This is a genomic window from Nitrosomonas nitrosa, from assembly GCF_003051105.1.
GTDB lineage: Bacteria > Pseudomonadota > Gammaproteobacteria > Burkholderiales > Nitrosomonadaceae > Nitrosomonas > Nitrosomonas nitrosa.
On sequence record NZ_QAOO01000001.1, the window covers coordinates 127,249 to 144,919 of the forward strand.

General features: G+C 45.0%; 20 protein-coding genes. 10 read left to right on the plus strand and 10 right to left on the minus strand.

The features are described from left to right. The first annotated feature begins 37 nt into the window (after nucleotides 1-37). A complete protein-coding gene (locus C8R30_RS00605; protein WP_244887956.1) occupies nucleotides 38-742 on the plus strand; it encodes a pseudouridine synthase in 705 nt (234 codons plus the stop codon). 161 nt (nucleotides 743-903) lie between these two features. Here C8R30_RS00605 and C8R30_RS00610 read toward each other — a convergent pair whose 3' ends face one another. Continuing rightward, nucleotides 904-1,617 (minus strand): dienelactone hydrolase family protein, encoded by a 714-nt coding sequence (locus C8R30_RS00610; RefSeq protein ID WP_090666018.1) that lies wholly within the window; start codon nucleotides 1,615-1,617, stop codon nucleotides 904-906. Nucleotides 1,618-1,839: 222 nt separating this feature from the next. Between C8R30_RS00610 and C8R30_RS00615 the strand changes: the two genes are divergently transcribed. The 4 genes from C8R30_RS00615 to C8R30_RS00630 are packed head-to-tail and all read left to right on the plus strand — an operon-like array spanning nucleotide 1,840 to nucleotide 5,975. Beyond that, a complete protein-coding gene (locus tag C8R30_RS00615) occupies nucleotides 1,840-3,090 on the plus strand; it encodes an ABC transporter substrate-binding protein (protein WP_204799223.1) in 1,251 nt (416 codons plus the stop codon). Beyond that, nucleotides 3,087-3,968, plus strand: coding sequence for a carbohydrate ABC transporter permease (locus tag C8R30_RS00620; protein ID WP_090666022.1), 882 nt, complete (start codon nucleotides 3,087-3,089; stop codon nucleotides 3,966-3,968). Before C8R30_RS00615 ends, C8R30_RS00620 begins: the two co-directional genes overlap by 4 nt. A gap of 14 nt (nucleotides 3,969-3,982) precedes the next feature. Then, the gene (locus C8R30_RS00625) at nucleotides 3,983-4,798 is read left to right on the plus strand and encodes a carbohydrate ABC transporter permease (RefSeq protein WP_204799221.1); all 816 of its coding nucleotides are present in this window, start codon (nucleotides 3,983-3,985) and stop codon (nucleotides 4,796-4,798) included. Nucleotides 4,799-4,811: 13 nt separating this feature from the next. Then, on the plus strand, nucleotides 4,812-5,975 hold the full coding sequence (locus C8R30_RS00630) for an ABC transporter ATP-binding protein (RefSeq protein WP_107783652.1): 1,164 nt from the start codon (nucleotides 4,812-4,814) through the stop codon (nucleotides 5,973-5,975). An 84-nt stretch (nucleotides 5,976-6,059) separates the two neighbouring features. On the opposite strand, the gene C8R30_RS00635 is transcribed toward C8R30_RS00630, so the two are convergent. Together C8R30_RS00635 and C8R30_RS00640 are read right to left on the minus strand one after the other, a co-directional pair. Next, nucleotides 6,060-7,238: an NAD(P)/FAD-dependent oxidoreductase gene (locus C8R30_RS00635; protein ID WP_107789266.1), complete on the minus strand. Its 1,179-nt coding sequence runs from the start codon at nucleotides 7,236-7,238 to the stop codon at nucleotides 6,060-6,062. 198 nt (nucleotides 7,239-7,436) lie between these two features. Then, nucleotides 7,437-8,036 (minus strand): histidine phosphatase family protein, encoded by a 600-nt coding sequence (locus C8R30_RS00640; RefSeq protein WP_090666029.1) that lies wholly within the window; start codon nucleotides 8,034-8,036, stop codon nucleotides 7,437-7,439. 217 nt (nucleotides 8,037-8,253) lie between these two features. Between C8R30_RS00640 and C8R30_RS00645 the strand changes: the two genes are divergently transcribed. Next, nucleotides 8,254-9,261 carry an STAS-like domain-containing protein gene (locus C8R30_RS00645; protein WP_107789267.1) on the plus strand — a complete coding sequence of 336 codons (1,008 nt, stop codon included), beginning with the start codon at nucleotides 8,254-8,256 and terminating at the stop codon, nucleotides 9,259-9,261. A gap of 476 nt (nucleotides 9,262-9,737) precedes the next feature. Continuing rightward, complete coding sequence (gene dksA / locus C8R30_RS00655) at nucleotides 9,738-10,160, plus strand: RNA polymerase-binding protein DksA (RefSeq protein ID WP_090666034.1); 423 nt, start codon at nucleotides 9,738-9,740, stop codon at nucleotides 10,158-10,160. Nucleotides 10,161-10,314: 154 nt separating this feature from the next. On the opposite strand, the gene C8R30_RS00660 is transcribed toward dksA, so the two are convergent. The 4 genes from C8R30_RS00660 to C8R30_RS00675 all read right to left on the minus strand — a co-directional run bounded on the left by C8R30_RS00660 (nucleotide 10,315) and on the right by C8R30_RS00675 (nucleotide 13,884). Then, nucleotides 10,315-10,734, minus strand: a complete 420-nt coding sequence (locus C8R30_RS00660) for a hypothetical protein (protein ID WP_090666036.1) — start codon at nucleotides 10,732-10,734, stop codon at nucleotides 10,315-10,317. A 140-nt stretch (nucleotides 10,735-10,874) separates the two neighbouring features. After that, nucleotides 10,875-11,885: a Kelch repeat-containing protein gene (locus C8R30_RS00665; protein ID WP_090666037.1), complete on the minus strand. Its 1,011-nt coding sequence runs from the start codon at nucleotides 11,883-11,885 to the stop codon at nucleotides 10,875-10,877. A 29-nt stretch (nucleotides 11,886-11,914) separates the two neighbouring features. Continuing rightward, complete coding sequence (locus C8R30_RS00670; protein ID WP_107789269.1) at nucleotides 11,915-13,477, minus strand: FAD-binding protein; 1,563 nt, start codon at nucleotides 13,475-13,477, stop codon at nucleotides 11,915-11,917. Nucleotides 13,478-13,503: 26 nt separating this feature from the next. Next, on the minus strand, nucleotides 13,504-13,884 hold the full coding sequence (locus tag C8R30_RS00675) for a Bor/Iss family lipoprotein (RefSeq protein WP_090666042.1): 381 nt from the start codon (nucleotides 13,882-13,884) through the stop codon (nucleotides 13,504-13,506). A 225-nt stretch (nucleotides 13,885-14,109) separates the two neighbouring features. Between C8R30_RS00675 and C8R30_RS00680 the strand changes: the two genes are divergently transcribed. From C8R30_RS00680 to C8R30_RS00690, 3 genes are all read left to right on the plus strand, one after another. After that, the gene (locus C8R30_RS00680) at nucleotides 14,110-14,826 is read left to right on the plus strand and encodes a DUF2459 domain-containing protein (protein WP_181258672.1); all 717 of its coding nucleotides are present in this window, start codon (nucleotides 14,110-14,112) and stop codon (nucleotides 14,824-14,826) included. A 104-nt stretch (nucleotides 14,827-14,930) separates the two neighbouring features. Beyond that, on the plus strand, nucleotides 14,931-15,395 hold the full coding sequence (locus tag C8R30_RS00685; protein ID WP_107789271.1) for a hypothetical protein: 465 nt from the start codon (nucleotides 14,931-14,933) through the stop codon (nucleotides 15,393-15,395). A gap of 156 nt (nucleotides 15,396-15,551) precedes the next feature. Further along, nucleotides 15,552-16,754, plus strand: a complete 1,203-nt coding sequence (locus tag C8R30_RS00690; RefSeq protein WP_107789272.1) for a tyrosine-type recombinase/integrase — start codon at nucleotides 15,552-15,554, stop codon at nucleotides 16,752-16,754. Between the two features lie 7 nt (nucleotides 16,755-16,761). On the opposite strand, the gene C8R30_RS00695 is transcribed toward C8R30_RS00690, so the two are convergent. From C8R30_RS00695 to C8R30_RS15695, 3 genes are read right to left on the minus strand one after another with little or no spacing between them, the layout of a single operon-like run. Further along, the gene (locus C8R30_RS00695) at nucleotides 16,762-17,046 is read right to left on the minus strand and encodes a hypothetical protein (protein WP_107789273.1); all 285 of its coding nucleotides are present in this window, start codon (nucleotides 17,044-17,046) and stop codon (nucleotides 16,762-16,764) included. Then, nucleotides 17,046-17,363 carry a phage fiber-tail adaptor protein gene (locus C8R30_RS00700; protein ID WP_107789274.1) on the minus strand — a complete coding sequence of 106 codons (318 nt, stop codon included), beginning with the start codon at nucleotides 17,361-17,363 and terminating at the stop codon, nucleotides 17,046-17,048. The genes C8R30_RS00695 and C8R30_RS00700 overlap by 1 nt, the downstream gene beginning before the upstream one ends. 30 nt (nucleotides 17,364-17,393) lie before the next feature. Next, on the minus strand, nucleotides 17,394-17,618 hold the full coding sequence (locus C8R30_RS15695) for a hypothetical protein (RefSeq protein ID WP_146162662.1): 225 nt from the start codon (nucleotides 17,616-17,618) through the stop codon (nucleotides 17,394-17,396). Between the last annotated feature and the right edge of the window lie 53 nt (nucleotides 17,619-17,671).

The following is a 17,671-nucleotide window of genomic DNA, read 5'->3' on the forward strand; positions in this document are numbered from 1 at the left end:
AAGAGGTGCTGTGGAAAAAATAAGGCTTTCCAAAATCATGTCTGAACGCGGGTTATGCTCCAGGCGCGAAGCGGATGATTTTATCGAACGCGGTTGGGTATACGTCGATGGTGTTAAAATTTCTGAACTTGGTGTTAAGATTTATGCCAACCAATGCATCGCACTCGATAAGCGAGCGCAAGCTCGGCAAAATCAGCGTGTCACCATTTTATTGCACAAGCCGATCGGTTATGTTTCTGGCCAAGCAGAACACGGCTATCAGGCTGCAGTGACGCTTATTACCGCGGCTGCTCGCGACAAGAATGATTCCGCACCGTTACAGTTTTCTTCAGCCCAGTTGCGTGGGATAGCGCCCGCAGGACGGCTAGATATCGATTCTTCTGGCTTGCTTGTGCTTACACAGGACGGTCGCATCGCCAAGCAACTGATCGGTACAGATTCTCAAATTGAAAAGGAGTACCTGGTACGTGTGGAGGGTAAACTGGATAGTAGGGGGCTAGGATTGCTCAATCATGGCTTAACCCTTGATGGCAGTCCGCTCAAGCCCGCGCACGTATCATGGCAGAACCAGGATCAGCTACGCTTCATTCTGCGAGAAGGTAAAAAGCGCCAGATTCGCCGAATGTGTGAATTAGTCGGACTTAATGTGATCGGCCTCAAGCGTGTCCGCATAGGCAGGATCAAGCTGGGTAATTTACCGAAGGGTCAATGGCGATATTTGCGTGAGAATGAAAGCTTCTAGACTATTTTTAACCTTAACTCTTCTCCTTTCACTGGCAATTAAGGGTATGCCGCACGTAGTTAATGTATATCACGAACACTCGTTACCATTTGGAAAGGCTTGTTTGCTGGTTCAAGCCATTCGACAGCGTATACTTTTGTTGGTATTAGAGATCACATACTTTATTGGAAAAGCTCTGCCAAAAAGTTAGCAATGGATTGATAGGCCCGTTTGGCGGCAACTTCGTTGTAGACTGTCCCAAAGCTTGGATTGTTTGCTGCCGGATTAGTAAAGGCATGCATGGTGCCACCATAAATATGTATTTGCCAATCGACTCCACCCTCAGTCATTTCCTTTTCAAAAGCCAATACCTGTTCAGGGGGGACCATGGGATCGTCATGGCCGTGTAAGCAAAGTACTTTTGCGGTAATTCGCTCATTAGGTACATTGCCGGGCATAAAAAGGCCATGGATACTGATGACGCCTTTGATATTGGCGCCAGATCGAGCAAGCTCCAGTACGCACATGCCACCGAAGCAGTAACCCATAGCAGCGATTTTGGTTGCATCCACTTGTGACAAGCCGCGCACTGTATGCAAAGCGGCATTAATTCTGCGCCTCAGCAAGGCCCGATCGCTCACAAAAGGACTCATCAATGCTGCATTTCCCTCAGTGTCGCCATCGCGACCTACAATACCTTTGCCATACATGTCCAACGCAAATCCCGCGTACCCCATTGCCGCTACGCGTTCAGCCGCTTTGCACGCAAATTCGCGTCGTCCACTCCAATCATGTGCAATCAAAACAGCCGGTCTAGGACTATCTGCCTCAATATAAGCAAGATAACCTTCTAATTGAGTATCCCCATCCTGATAGTCAATATATTTTGTAAGCATTTTATCTAATCCCTTTTAAAACGTAGTCAGGAAAACTTATTACTATCTTATGCTAATTTTATCAGCCTAGTCTTAAGGTTACCTCATAAAATTCCAATTGAAATAATTTACCATTACCAACGCATTCTTCCTCTATCATATAAAAATAATCAAGTTATTGAGATCAAATTAACAAAAAAATTTGGCTAGCGATTCTCGTTACAATTACCCTGGAGAATGAAATTGTTGACCAAGGTTCGATTAATTTTAGTTTTGGCGATCATAGGGGGCATGTTATCGAGTGGTTGCAGCCGCCAGAAGGGTGAGGCTATACCCTTGCTTAATTGGTATGTTTTCAATGAACCATCCGGTGCATTTTCCATGGCGGCTCGACAGTGCTCGGAAGCTTCACAAGGGGCTTATCAAGTAGAACTGATTCCGCTACCTGCCGATACCGATCAACAGCGAGAACAGTTGGTGCGCAGGCTGGCTGCGGGAGATACGGCTATTGATATCATAGGTATGGATGTGATTTGGACAGCAGAATTTGCGCAAGCAAAATGGATTTTACCCTGGACTGGTCATGTAGCCGAACAAGCAAAAGCAGGCCGTCTTGCAGCACCGTTACAAAGTGCAACTTATCAAAATCAGTTATGGGGCGCGCCTTTTACCACCAATGCTCAGTTACTGTGGTATCGCACCGACAGAATCAATACTGCTCCTGAGACCTGGGATGAAATGATTCATCTCGCTGAAACACTGGGCAAGACCGGAATTATTCAGGCGCAAGGCGAACGCTATGAAGGGTTGACGGTATTCTTTATTTCATTGCTAGCCTCGGCGGGAGGTTCTGTGCTGGATGAGAGTGGTACACGAATTTCGCTAGCACAAGAGCCAACTCTATTCGCTCTTTCTGTCATGGCACGCTTAGCTAATTCGGTTGCAGCAGACAGGAATCTGGCTACTGCGCGTGAGGATCAGACGCGCCTTGCGTTCGAATCCGGCAATGCCAGTTTTATGGTTAACTATACGTTTGTCTGGCCGAGTGCTCAGGAAAACACCCCAGAAATAGCCGAACACATAGGCTGGGCGCGCTGGCCTGCGGTAATTGAGGGCAAGCCTAGTCGCTTTGCAATTGGCGGAATCAACCTCGCAGTGAGTGCATATTCGCTCCATCCTGAGTTAGCTTTCCAAGCCGCGGCATGTATTGCTTCAGTACGGCACCAACAGAGGGCTGCCGAATTGGGCGGATTGCCGCCCACCATTGCGGCGTTGTACGATGATCCCAAGGTACGTGAGATTTTTCCTTTTGCCGATGTGTTGCACAGTACCTTGCGCGATGCTGTACTCCGTCCGCAAACACCGCTCTACAATGATGTCTCTTTGGCCATCAGCCGCATTTTGCATCCGATGCGTGCGATAGATCCTCAAAGAGATGTTGTTCGGCTACGCGATGCTATCACGCGCGCGCTCAACTCAGAGGGTTTGCTTTGAATCTACGGCAGCGCAACGAACGGCGATTAGCTTGGTTGTTATGTGCACCGGCAGTAACAGTGCTGATTGGTGTTATCGTCTACCCAATCTTATATGCGGTGTGGTTATCGCTATTTCGCTATGATTTGCGTTTCCCCGAGCAGCGCGTTTTTGTTGGTCTGGATAATTATGTCAGTATTCTAACCTCGGAAGTATGGTGGCAGGCATTGGGCAACACGCTCATTCTTACCATTGGCTCAGTTTCCATTGAATTGCTGTTAGGGTTTATCCTCGCATTGATCATGCACCATACGCTGTTCTGGCGACGTGCTGTACGGGCCGCGATGCTTATTCCGTATGCGATGATTACGGTCGTAGCAGCCATGGCCTGGAAATTCGCTTTTGATCCCACCACCGGCTTTATCGATGCGCTGCTGGATAGGGAGCAGGCTTGGCTGACGCAACGCGGGTCTGCTTTTCTCGTGATTATCCTGACCGAAGTTTGGAAAACAACGCCATTTATGGCGTTGCTGCTGATGGCAGGTTTAACACTGGTTCCTCACGAATTGATTCAAGCTGCACGCGTAGACGGTGCGAATGCCTGGCAACGTTTTATAAAAATTGTCGTGCCCACCATGAAACCCGTTATCCTGGTGGCAGTCTTGTTTCGCACGCTAGATGCATTTCGTATTTTTGATACGGTATTTATACTGACTCGCGGTGCGCAGAATACCGAAACCGTCTCCATGGTGGGCTATAACACACTTTTGGTAAGTCTCAATCTGGGTTTGGGTTCAGCGGTATCTGTGCTGATCTTTGTCGGTGTACTCATCATTTCGATTGTGTTTATCAAAGGCTTTGGCACACCGACCGGCAGACGAGGGGAGATCGATTCATGAATAGGAACAGGATCATGGAGCGAATTTTCTGGGGAACAGGCAACCTCATTGTGATAGCTTATGCCATCGTGCCGGTATTATGGATCGTGTCTTTGTCATTGAAGCGAAGTGGCGATCTGAATGATCGGCACTTTTTTCCTCAAACGATTAGCTTCGAACATTACCAAGCTATATTTTTGGATGTGCAGTTCCCTGCAGCATTATGGAATTCGTTAGCAATAGCGGCTATCTCCACTTTTCTGGCTGTCATCGTTGGAATGTTCGCTGCCTACGCTATTGTCCGATTGACGTTTCCCGGTCAACGGCTGCTTCTTGCTTGTGTGTTGGCTACCGCCATGTTTCCACCGATCGCCATTATCGGGCCGTTATTCAACTTATGGCGTGCAACGGGGCTATTCGATACTTGGCTGGGTCTCATCCTGCCCTATATGACTTTTACTTTGCCGCTGGCAATATGGATATTAGCTGCCTTTTTTCGCGAAATTCCCTGGGATCTCGATAAGGCAGCCCGTATCGATGGGGCAACACCACTACAAAGCTTTATATGGGTAATGGTCCCACTTGCTGCGCCGGCTGTTTTTACAACAGCAATACTGGTATTTATATTTGCTTGGAACGATTTTTTATTTGCCATTTCACTGACCTCTACCAATAATGCGCGAACGGTACCTGCTGCCATTGCATTTTTTACAGGGAGTTCCCGTTTTGAATTACCCATTGGTTCTATTGCGGCAGCCTCTGTGGTCATTACTTTGCCAGTCATGATCATGGTGCTAATTTTTCAACGACGCATCGTCGCTGGCCTCACCTCGGGTGCAGTGAAAGGTTGAAAGTCGCCGACATATGGCAAGCGTCGAACTGGATAAGGTTACTAAGCAGTTTTCTGACGGAACTGTAGCGATAAAAGATGCGAGCTTTACTATTGCTGATGGTGAATTTTTTATTTTGGTAGGGCCTTCTGGCTGTGGCAAATCGACCCTTCTCCACATGATCGTCGGCTTGGAAGAAACCAGCAGCGGTGAGATTCGCGTCAATGGCCAAATGATTAATCATTTGGACCCGAAGGACCGCAACATGGCGCTGGTTTTTCAGAGCTATGCGCTCTATCCACATATGAGCGTACGGGAGAATATCGCGTTTCCGTTAATCATGGCAAAAGTCCCTAAGCCTGAAATAATTAGGCGTGTAGAGGAAACTGCTGCGATCTTGGAACTGAGCCTTTTACTCGACAGTAAACCGCGTATTTTATCGGGCGGCCAGCGTCAGCGTGTGGCCATAGGGCGAGCAATTGTACGTAATCCCGAGGTTTTCTTGCTTGACGAGCCATTATCCAATCTCGATGCTCGATTACGGAATCAAATGCGCATCGAACTTGCTCGCTTACATAAGCGTTTGGGGACGACCACTCTCTATGTTACCCACGATCAAACCGAAGCCATGACATTGGGCGATCGCCTGGCCATCTTAAATAAAGGGGTTATTCAACAAATCGGCACACCTTTTGAGTTATACCAACAGCCATGCAATCTGTTCGTCGCGGGCTTTATGGGTTCACCTGCCATGAATTTTTTTCCTGCACGTATCAAAGACGATCAATTATGTTTTGAGCCACTTGGTCTACAAACAGCAATCCCTGGGCATACTGATTTCTCTAAGCCATTGGACTATGTGATCGTTGGGATCCGTCCTGAAGATTTTTACGTGTTATCGAATGAAAATGATCGGAGTGAGCAGCTGATTGCGTTTGATGCTCAAGTAGATAGAGTCGAGTGGCTAGGTGCCGAATTGCTCGTTTATATTCGGTTGAAGATTGATTTCTGGCCAGATATGTCGATATTAGTGCGGGATGTTGGCCTAGAAAAAAAGCAGGGTGATATGCTCGAGGTGATCGCCCGATTGGATGCTACCTCTACTATCGTCAAAAAAGGGGATACGGTAACCCTTGGGTTTAATATTGATAAGTTGCATTTATTCGATCCGAATACGGGCGATCGTTTGATTACCTAAAAAAATTACACGCCACAATTTTAAGATAGCTAACAGCCGTTAGCTGTTAACCATGAATGTCTGCCTCGGTCTAATGACGCGCGTTTAATTTCTGATACGACCAAGCAATGTTGCAGGGGTATGTTCATTTTTTTCAGCAATCAACTCAGTGGCAGCTTCAAGTTTATTCCAGGTATTCCACAGAAGCACGCCACGTACCCGACGCTCCCGCAAATAGTAAACCACCCCTGTGCGGAAGGGTTCTTGCCAATCTTCAACAATTTCGAGGTTAGTATCGAGCTCGCCAATGGCTTCATATCCTAAATCGAATAAGTCAGAGTAGAAAAAAGGTTGATGGTGGTAGGGATGCTTTTGACCAGCCATATTCATGCCAGCAATCTCTCCCATGGTATTTGCGTTGTCCTCATGTTCAACACGCATGCGTTTCTCCAGGAGTGTACTATAGAAATTTGCCACATCACCTGCTGCAAAAATATCAGGGTTACTCGTACGCAGCAATTCGTCGACGACAATGCCATTATCTATTTCTAGACCAGCTTGTGCGGCAAGGTCAGTGTTGGGTTGGATACCCAATCCTGCTACGACGCCATCGACAGATATTACTTTACCGTTTTCAGTAGTTACAACAAACTTTTTACCCGATCTCTGTATAGATCTAACAGTGTCAGCAGCATGGAGGGTGATGCCTTTCTCCTGATAGTAGCTATTCAAGTATTCTGACAGTGGTCGAGGATAAACGCGTGCGCCAATCCCCGATTCAGGAAATAGCATGGTAACGCGCTTATTATTCATGGCAAGCGCAGCAGCGATCTCTGAGCCTATGAAGCCACCGCCGATGACTACGAAATCTGAACCATGTTCGCATAATTGGCGTAAATTCCGGTAATCGTCCACCGTTCTAAAATAGATTACATTTTCGTCTGCATTGGACAATCGTCGAACTGATCCACCAGTTGCAAGTAAAAGTTTTTCATAGGTATAGCTATTCCCAGCGTTATCGGTTGCGGTTTTTCTTGCCGGGTCAAGATTGACTATTTTTTTACCTATATGTATAGCAATATCAAGGTTATGCTGGCTGCGCCAAATCGATTCAAATTGGGCGTCTTTCCATAATGATTTGGAGAGAGGGGGGCGATCATAGGGAGGATGTAATTCTTCACAGATGACGGCGATAGCACCACTTGGGTCGATTTTGCGGATACCGTGAATAGCTGAGTCGGCAGCCATCCCACCGCCCACAATGAGGTATTTGTGATGTTTCATGGTAGCTCCTTTATAGATGCACGCTAAAAACTGATCACTCGTGCTAGTCAAAATGACTGAAGTTATATTACTACGAAAATTTTATCGATATTGCTTAAGCTCAAGGATAGTAATTCCATCGATCTTCCGATTCGATCAATCGTATTTATCCAGGCAGGGACTTAAGTACGATAACGCAATCATTATTTTCGTTGTTTTTCAGTCCGATAATCTTCCATTCAATAATTCGAGTATTCCACCCATGGCCGTGTGGCGAATACGCGTTATACCGCCATTATTAATTTTGATGCGATAGAGACCCGTCGGCGCTGCTTGAACGATTTTTGCGATGACAGCGCGAATTACGCCTGCATGGGTAACGATCAGGCAGTGCTTAGATTGGTAGCGTTCAATGGTTTCGGCATAAGCAGCGCTGACTCGATTGATAAAATCATCGAGATTCTCTGCGCCTTGTGGTCGGTGATGGACCGGGTCTCTCAAAAAAGCCTGATATTCGTCCGATCGATCGATTTGGATTTCATCGTGACTCATGCCTTCCCACGAGCCGAAACCAACTTCTTTAAACCTTGGCTCGGTAGTGACCGGGATATTGTGATGTTTCCCCAATGCATATGCAAATGCCTGGCAGCGCTGAAGAGGGGAGGTGACAATCTGTTGCCATACTTTATATTCTCCCACTGCTTTCCACATTTGTGCCCAGCCTTTTTCGCTGAGTGGATCATCAATATTGTGACCTCGATAACGACGACCGCCTACTGGTTCACCGTGACGTATCAAATCAATAACAGAGTCATTCATAGCTAAACTTGTGAACAGATAACTATTTTTATTACTGTAGTGTACCTGATTATTTTAGAAAAACAGTGCGATTTGATCGAATGCTGGTTTTATTTTGTGCAAATTGTCGATAGAAAGATGTCATAGAAAAGGAAGATAGTTTATTGATTTCTTTACGATTCGGTTTGTTTGCTTTACAATTATTTTTCATTCTCTTTACATTTATTCTGTATATACCATGACTCCAGATATTCGTCATACCGTTCTTGCGGCCATCGCCCAGGATAAATCCAATGTCGCAGCGCGATTAGCTGACTTGCATCATGTAACGCGCCAATCTGCCAGTGCCTGGCTTACCAAGTTGAAACGTGAAGGTGTTATCACTGCGTCAGGGGCAGGTCGTGGAATATGTTATCAACTGGTACCGCTCGTGCATTTACGCCGTATCTACGCACGAAGCAATTTGCACGAAGATAGAGTTTGGCGTGAAGTCATCGCTCCCTCTGTACAGGATTTGCCTGCCAACGTACGTGATATTTGGCATTATGCGACGACCGAAATCGTGAATAACGCCATTGATCATTCACAAGCAAAGGAAGTGATGGTGGTATTGTTGCGAGATGCACTGAATACGACAGTTTATGTGGTGGACAATGGCGAAGGTATTTTCTCAAAGATCCAACGCGCACTCAATTTATTTGATCCTCGCGATGCTATCCTGGAAATAGCAAAAGGAAAATTAACAACGGATCCAGTCCATCATACTGGGGATGGCATCTTCTTCGTATCCAAAGTTATGGACGATTTCAATATTTACTGCGACAAGCTCAATTTCATGCATTGTGATATGGGGGTTGATATGCTGCTGGAGGGTATTAAAGGCGGACCTGGTACAAAAATATTGATGCGGCTGGTAAATAATAGCACACGTAATTTGCAGTCTGTGTTCGATCAATTTGCGGTTGCAGGCGAACCGGCATTCGCCAAAACGATTGTGCCCGTAAGGCTAGCTCAGCACGAAGGAGAGCAGTTGGTATCACGTTCGCAAGGTAAACGGCTAACCATGCGTTTTGATCAATTTAAAGTAGTAATCCTGGATTTCGATGGTGTCAAGGAAATCGGTCAAGCATTTGCCGATCAAGTTTTTCGCGTATTCCAGCAATTGCATCCAACAACTAAGTTAGTGCCAATTCATATGACAGAATGCGTTGAAAACGTGTATAGGCGGGTGATAAAGCAGAGTTAAATCAGATTCCGCAGTGAGATTCAACAAGGTATATTGGGGGATAATTGGATAGGGAATAATGAACATCGATGCGCCTTAGATGATTTTATCAACCCCCTGCTTTTTGCCGAGAATGAAAGGAGTATTTATAAAAATAAGCAGTGAAGTTTCGTTATCGTCACCCAAGCGATATAATCAGCACTCTCTTTTCTGATAGCTGATTTCTGATCAAATGAGATTATTTTAGCTTCCGTTTTAGAGCTTACTGGGCCTGCTGCATTGATTTGATGAAACAGCCGTGAATAGACATCTTTCATATAAAAATCAGCAAAAATCCAGATTGTTTCTGTATATAATGAGGCGCCACTCAATCTGTTCTATCAATCAGCAATCTAAGGATTTCAGTGGTCTTATAGGGCATACTTGCTATAAATTATTTTTTCTGTTATTCCTGCTAGTTTGACTATCGCTAGGAATTAAAGACGGGAGCATTCAGAATGCAACAAGATTTACGTAAATCAGTTGTTTCTTACAAACCAAAAAAAGATGAGCCTTACATGAGCGATGAGCAGCTCGCTTATTTTCGTAAGATTCTAGAGGATCTCAGAATCGGGCTAGGGCAGGATATTGATCGGGCGGTCCATATGATGCAAGAGGAAGCGACTGTTTTTGCCGATCCAAATGACAGAGCGAGCCAGGAATCTGATATGACGCTAGAGTTGCGTAACCGGGATCGTGAGCGCAAACTCATCAAAAAAATCGATGAAACGCTTGCAAAAATAGATGCCGGGGAATATGGGTATTGTGAGAATTGCGGTGTCGAGATCGGCTTGAAACGACTGGAAGCACGTCCCACTGCCTCACTCTGTATTGATTGTAAAACTCTCGAAGAAATTCGGGAAAAACAATTAGCTAAATAAAATATTACTACCACTATTTTTAGTGTTTTAGAGTCGCTTCTTCCTAAACAGCTTTATGGATATCGATATCCGAAGTAAATATAAATAGTGAAACAAAGATAGTTTCAACAAGCATACTCCACTGATGGGTAGGCAGTGGAGTATTTACTGAATTTTAGACTTGCTTGTTGCGCAGCAACTCAACAAATTTTTCACTGAGTACATATCTAGCAAACTTATCTTTGTTGGGGTCGGTCACATTAATGACGAAGCCATGCGCTTCTAAATTTCTTAACTGATTTTCTAAATCGTTGTGTTCGTCAAGGTAATAAACAAGACAAGGCCTAGGAAGACTTAGGCTGAAACGCTGATTTTTCTTGATGACATAGAATTCTCTCTGGAATTGGTAGTCTGGGTTATCCATATCCCGTTTAATTTCGCTCAGAAGTGGGGTGTGTTCCTGCCACAATCGATCAAATAGATTTTTTAATTTTGAGATTGCTTCTTGAGCTACGTGTGTATTCCATGAATGTGCGATTACAACACCTATTGCAGCACCAGCAATAAAACTAAACACTACGGTTAATATATCCATTCATCTCTCCAAAATCTAACAAATAAGCTTTTTTGATTGAGGCATTATACTACGGCAAAAGTAAGCTCCCGTAGGGTGAAATTCGAGTAAATTGGCTATATTTTCTGACAGAGATCACTAAAATAGCTCCAAATCGTCTTTTATTCCTTTAGAGTGGCACTTTTAGGTGGTGTAAAAACTTCGTTTACTTGGCTGAATGAACCACCTGGTGTTGGCCCGCCACCGATTACATACAAGCGTTCATTGACGACTGCGGAACCGAGCCCATGGCGAGCTGTCGGCATGGGTGCCATAACTTGCCAACGATCATTAGCAGGGGTGTAGGCCTCATTCGTAGCAAATGTACCTTCTCCGGATTCTCCGCCTAAAACATAAATCCGATCGCCGATCACGCTAGCGGTGATGCCGCTTCGTGCGGTGGGCATGTCCGAACGCGGCTGCCATTGATTGGTATGGGGATCATACTCCTCGACTGTACTCATGTTCTGATGATAGTCCAACTCAGGTCGGCCGCCGATGGCGTAAATACGAGAATTTACTGTTGCTGCAGCCAAATGGTCCCGTGGGGTTGGCATTGGGGCCGCAGTTGTCCACGTATTTTTTTCTGGATCAAAGATCTCCACGGCTGCGGAATTATGTTTGCCATCGTATCCACCGATGGCATAGATTCGATTCTGATAAACGGCAACCCCGAGTGCTCCACGCGCTGTCGGCATAGGTGCCATTTCGCGCCATGTTTTCGAAGAAGGGTTATATTGATAAACGGTAGGGACAGCATGCCATATGGATAAGAAGGCCTTGGTAAAACCACCAATTACATACAAGAATCCATCGAGAGAAGCGATACCTGCGTGGTGCCGTCCTTCTGGAAGCGGTGTATCGATTGACCATGTATTGGTAGTGGGATCGTAAACTTCCATATCACTGCTAATGGCAAATTTTAGTGCATTTTGGAGAGAGGGTTTACTAAAACCCCCAACCACATAAACTTTGCCTTCAAGCGCTGCGGCGGCTACTTCTGTTCGTTGCGTAGGCGCGGGTGCTGCAGTCGTCCAAGTGCCGTTTTGGCTTGTTTCAGCATGGAGGGTGACAGGTAGTATTGAGCAAAGGTAAAAAATACCGATAACAAGAAGAGATTTAGCAGCAAACATTAGGTAATTCCTCCATATTGATCAAAGAGCTAAGTAGCGAGCCCCAATCTAGCTACAAATGTATTGGTAAACATCTGTCGCACGGCTGGATCATCGAGCAATGTCTCTCGGCTCGAAACCCACTGATCGATTGCGGTTTCACCATAACATGCACGAAGCCCCTCAGCAGTCAGAAAATCATTGTATTTGCCCCAGTGCAAGGTAAAAGGGATGCCTGCTTTATCCAACGCATGCAGTACTTGACTGAAGTAAGCACGTGTCTGTGGCGTGTTGACAGCATCCATTTCAAGCACCGCTGTCGGGTCGAAGCGCGTAAACCCGAGCAATGCCTGGGTGCCTTTTACAAAACGAAACGAGAGAATCACTGGTAGGATCACCTTGGCGTCCTGATAAACGTTAAATGCAATATCGATAGCTTCTATTGCGCGTGGAACCGGCATACCTACACCGCAGGCAAGTGTTTTCCCCAAGGTTTTCTCACCCCTGAATAAGTCGCGTATGATGCCGTGTTTGAAATAAGGAGAGAATTCCTCTTTGACTTGATCATTAAGAAATGGGACGGCCAGTCGGTTGAGAGGATCGGGTATTTTCCCGACCAGTGCGCCCATGACATTGAGGCCTGATGCACTCAAACCTGATTCGCCACCATGCCAACTAGGGGGTATATAGCTGTTTGCGTCGTAGGGTGCTTCAAACATCAAGAGTACGATTGCATCTTCAGGGGGTGTCCCTTCATTAGGATTAAAAAAAACTTCGAAGTGGTAAGGTTGGCTTTGAGGCATAGCTTGGGCTGTGGCCGGTAAGGGAATTTGTTGCGGATCGCACGTGGTGATCGCCGATTTGAGCGACTCTCGGTAAGGAAATCTAAAACGGACGGCATTCAGTGCAAACAATGCACGCGTCTCGATCATCATGCCGTGGATGATTCCGAATGAGCCGAAACTTACCAATGCTGCATTGAACAACGTATCATCCCTTATCAAATCAGCGCCGATGCTCTGCGCGAATGCTGGCTGCATGACGGGCATAGCGTTGCGTTCCAGATAGACGTGTTTATCTGCACCCGTAATCAGATGTAGCCCGACAACCATATCTTGCATCGCACCAAATCGGTAGCCACCGCCATGTGTGCCGGTGGAGATCGCACCGGCAACAGTCTGGCCATTGTTGGACCCGCATCCTTTGATGGAAAGACCTGCCGAGAATAAGTAATCATTGAGTGCAGCAACTGAATTACCGCATTCAACAAAGCGAAGGAGGTGGCTATCACCAGGGTATGACGGGTTGGTAAGGGCTTTAGGCACTTCGAATGCCAACCGGAGGGCCTTGGTATCGATCAGGTATCCATCGGTAACTGCAACCTTGCTGAGTGACCATAGGCTGCCGCGGGCGCGCAACGATTTACCTTTTTCCTTGCAGTCCCGGAGGATGGCTTGCAATTCTTGGGTTGCTGCGTTATAGGTTTCGAAGGGGGATAGATTGCCTGTATCTGGGTCAAATGCGTATTCTCCTTCGAGTTTTTGCCGATAGGCATCATGACGCCCTGTTTCAGGAGTGGTTTTCGGTCTGAAGAAACGACGTGGAGTAGCCATTTTTCATCCTTTTATCGGTGAGTATTTTATTCGCTATTCGCAGGCATGACAGGCAGCAAACCGCCTCGGGTTGTCGGTGCCTTGCAGCGGTAGCGAACTTTTGTTGGTATCCAAATGCCGAGGGTGACAACCCCTGCTAAATCATGAATCAGTGTGCGATCGATAACGACATCGTTTATTCCCTGACCCTTGCATTCTGCGGACAATATCTGAGGATCGAGTATAAGACCCCAAAAGAACGCATGCATGGTTTCTTTGGCATATTCTTCCTGTTGGCCGTGAAGCTGGATGGGGTCGGAATCGGGTATCGTGATTTGAAAACTGGCACAACCGGATAAAAGTAACAGACCTAGCATATACTTGATGATTGGGGTTATACAGTGGTCTAGGGTAATTTTAAGACGCATGTGAGTTCTCCTGAGCGATGCACCGTGCTGACAGCGTAACAGAATATGAAGAAACCCTCTCAATTTTTGGCAATTAAATCAAGGTGCAGGTACTGGTTTAGCTTAGTGTTGTTGGCTACGCAAGCGATTTATCATCCTGGCTTCAACTGGAAAATTTTGAGAAAATTATGTGAAATGAATGCGATAGCCTATTTTATGTCCTTGATAGATAGATCATTTATTGCAATGAGACGTTTTGTCTGCGCTATTGCAGTATTTCCTTTGATGGTATTGCTCTCGGCTTGTGCGTTGCCTGTTGAGAAACTGTGGCCACCTGCTGCCGATACTCATATACGCACAATTTATGTTTCGCTCGATACTTGGCACGCGATGATCGCTTTTCCTTTGGATAAGAAAAAAACCGAATGGGCCGAGCAGCAGGCGCATCCGCCTTCACAACTGTCCACGCTTCGTGATCATTCAAGTATAGGGACTCAACCGACATACTATGAAGAGTGGGGTTATGCGGAGCGTGCTTGGTATTTGGAAGGGCGCAGAGGTGTGACCGGTGCCGTGCGAGCGCTCTTATGGCCAACCGAAGGCGTGGTCGAGGTCGGGCAATTCGATCGGCTATGGGCGGAGCGTACGCCGCAGCCACCTTCCGATCTCTTTGTCTTCAAGTTGAGTGAGCAAGGTTATCGTCGGTTGCGTCGCCATTTGGCTGCTACCATACAAAATCATGAAGCGGTTGCGAGTTCCGGGGAGGCACAGTTTTTCACTGCTAGGCAAGCTTACCACCTATTTCATACCTGCCATCAATATGCTGCCCATTCATTGAGAGAAGCGGGATTGCCTCTTTCACCATTCTGGGCTTTCAATCGGATGACATTTGCGTGGCAACTACGTCGTGCCGTGCGGCTTGCCGAGGTGCAACCGACAGCGGCCTTGCCGAGTGATCTATGACCATAAGGATAACTGGGTCAAGCTGAGCGTTTTTTGAGTAGCATATTTTAACCCTATGTATTCAGTTTGATACGTTGCTTTCAGGCACAGAAAAGGAGTACTCCATGTTGAAATTTTATCTATCCTCCGCTCTTATCATAAGTACTTATTTGCTGATGAGCATGAATGTCGCAGCGCAGCCTATTCCTGTGAATCTGCCCAGTATCCGGGCTGGGCTGAGTGGTTTCTGGTTCAACCCTGATCAACCGGCGCATGGTGTGCAGCTAGAAATACTTAATAACGGACGTGCGCTGGTAAGCTGGTATACCTATTCTCGTAACGGGGCGCCACTCTGGCTGATAGGTGAAGGTGTGGTTGAAGGAAACCAGATCAAATCCGAGTTGCTTACGTTCACGGGGGGGCGTCCTCCAGCCCATTGGAATGATGGCGCTGCTTCCTCAAAGATATGGGGCTCAGTCACGTTGACGATTCAAGGCTGCTTGCAAGGCGTATTAAACTGGACATCTGCCGACCCGGATTTTGGTCATGGCGAACTGCCGCTGACGCGTCTGACAACCCTTCAGGGGTAGCGTTTAAAAAAAATAAGTAATTGATTTATATAGTATATTTAGAGTTTATTGTCTCTCAAAATGTACTAAATAACGTCTTTATTGCTTACTTTTAGTATATGGTATAGTATATATTTTCTGGTGTCAAATTTATATACTAAAAAAGGACTATTTGAGATGTTGACCGATAAAAAAATCAAAGAGTTAAAATGGAATGACAAAGACGAAATGTTAACAGATTCGCCAAATTTACACTTGCTATTGACGAGGACAGCTAAACTTTGGAGGTGCAGATTCTCCTTCAATGGCACGCAAAAAATTCTATCTTTGGGGAAGTATCCACATGTAAGTATCTTCGATGCCAGAGCGAAACGAGATGATGTATTAAGACTACTGGCTCAAGGGATTGACCCATCTAAAGAAAGGAAAAAAGAAAAGATAGAAGCTAAAGGCGGGAACTTTTTCTCGTCGATTGCCCAAGAATGGCTGCAACATAAAAATATTGGCGAGAAAACCAGAAACGATTTGAAAAGGAGATTGGAGCTTCATATTCTCCCTAAATTGGGCAATAAAAAAATTCAAGATATCGACACTCAAGAAGTTATCGCATTGTGCAGAAAGGTCGATTCGCCCCAAGTAGCAAGACGGGTTTTATCCTTGATCCAGTCGGTCTTCCGGTATGCAAAAATCATTGGCATAATAAAATACTCACCAATCGAAGGAATAAACGAAGCCTTGCCAGTTGCTAAAAACAATCATCATCCGTGCATTATCGACAAATACCATAATTTTAGAAAACGGAAAATGGCGATCGGGCAATTGCTAATTGATATTAAAGAATATAAAAATGGGGCTGATATGACAAAAAAAGCTTTATACATGCTTGCCATGATATTTTGCCGCCCAATGGAATTATGCCAAATGAAATGGGTGGATATTGACTTACAAGAAAAGGTCTGGCGGTTCACATCAACGAAAACCGACACTAAAATTGTTACACCATTAGCCGATCAAGCCATCAATATATTATTGATGTTAAAGGAAAAAGATATATCAAGTGAATATGTTTTTCCCCACAGAAGTAATAGAAGAAAACATATATCTATCAATACGTTAAAAGGATACATGTACACTATCGGCTATAAGGATGTACATGTGCCGCATGGATTCAGGGCGGTTGCCAGAACTGTATTAGAAGAAAACTTGAAAATCCCGAATTATTTAATCGAAATGCAATTGGGACACAAGACAACAAACCCACTAGGTAGAGCATATGAAAGGACGCATATGCTAGATGAGAGGAGAGTCATGATGCAAAAATGGGCGGATTATATTGATGAATGTATTGATTTTGCAAGGAAATTAGGGACTAGATTATGATAAAATTTCACCCTACTATTTTTAAAAAGTCTGAAAATGAAATTTTACCTGTTAAAAGAGAAATTAACCCGAGGAAGAAAATGATAACCACTGTTAGCATGGTGATTCCGCCATATTTGAATCCGTTAAGGAAAGTTCCCCCTTTCACAATCTTTTCATGAACTTCTTCCAACATGACATTATTCTTGGCAATTTCACTTTTAATTGAAACAATATCGTCTTCTATCATTTTAATTTTCCAATCTCTGTCGTTGACGTCTACGGGAGATAATGGACAGGGGGGCTTATCCATTATTTTTCTCTAATCACAATTTGCTTAGTAAAATCATCGGTTTGCCCGAAGGTCGTATTTATTCTGCATGTTATGTTATAGGTATTTCCTGAATATCCCCCGCTCACCAGTAATAATAATTGAGTGTTATCGGCGGTTAAGGAGGACTCATCGATTACTAAATCTGGATGAGTTTCAATCTCAAAACTTGATAGCTGTTCACCCTGAATTAAATAGTCCTCGCCATACCCTGTTTTATTTGTTTTTTGTGCAAAATCAAATACATAATAAAGAGATGCATCTGGGTCTTTCTCCCACTTTCTGGTTGCTTGTGACATTGATAATAATTCCTATTCCTATTATTGTTATTATTCTATTGGATAAATGTAATCTCTTTTTTCCACTCCATAGTGCCAATACCTAGATTCGATTGGATAAACCCTACTTGATGGAATTTGGGTTGCGCGGAAAAATACACTACCGTCAAAGTCAAATATTGTTACCCCATTAATATCAAATGATGATTGAGTTAATAGCCCAGTGTCAAAATCAAATTGACTGTTACTTAATGCGGATAGATCACTATTTGCCATCGCTATTTCTCCCCCATGCCCAAAAAGTATTGACATTTGAGTAAGCGTTAGCA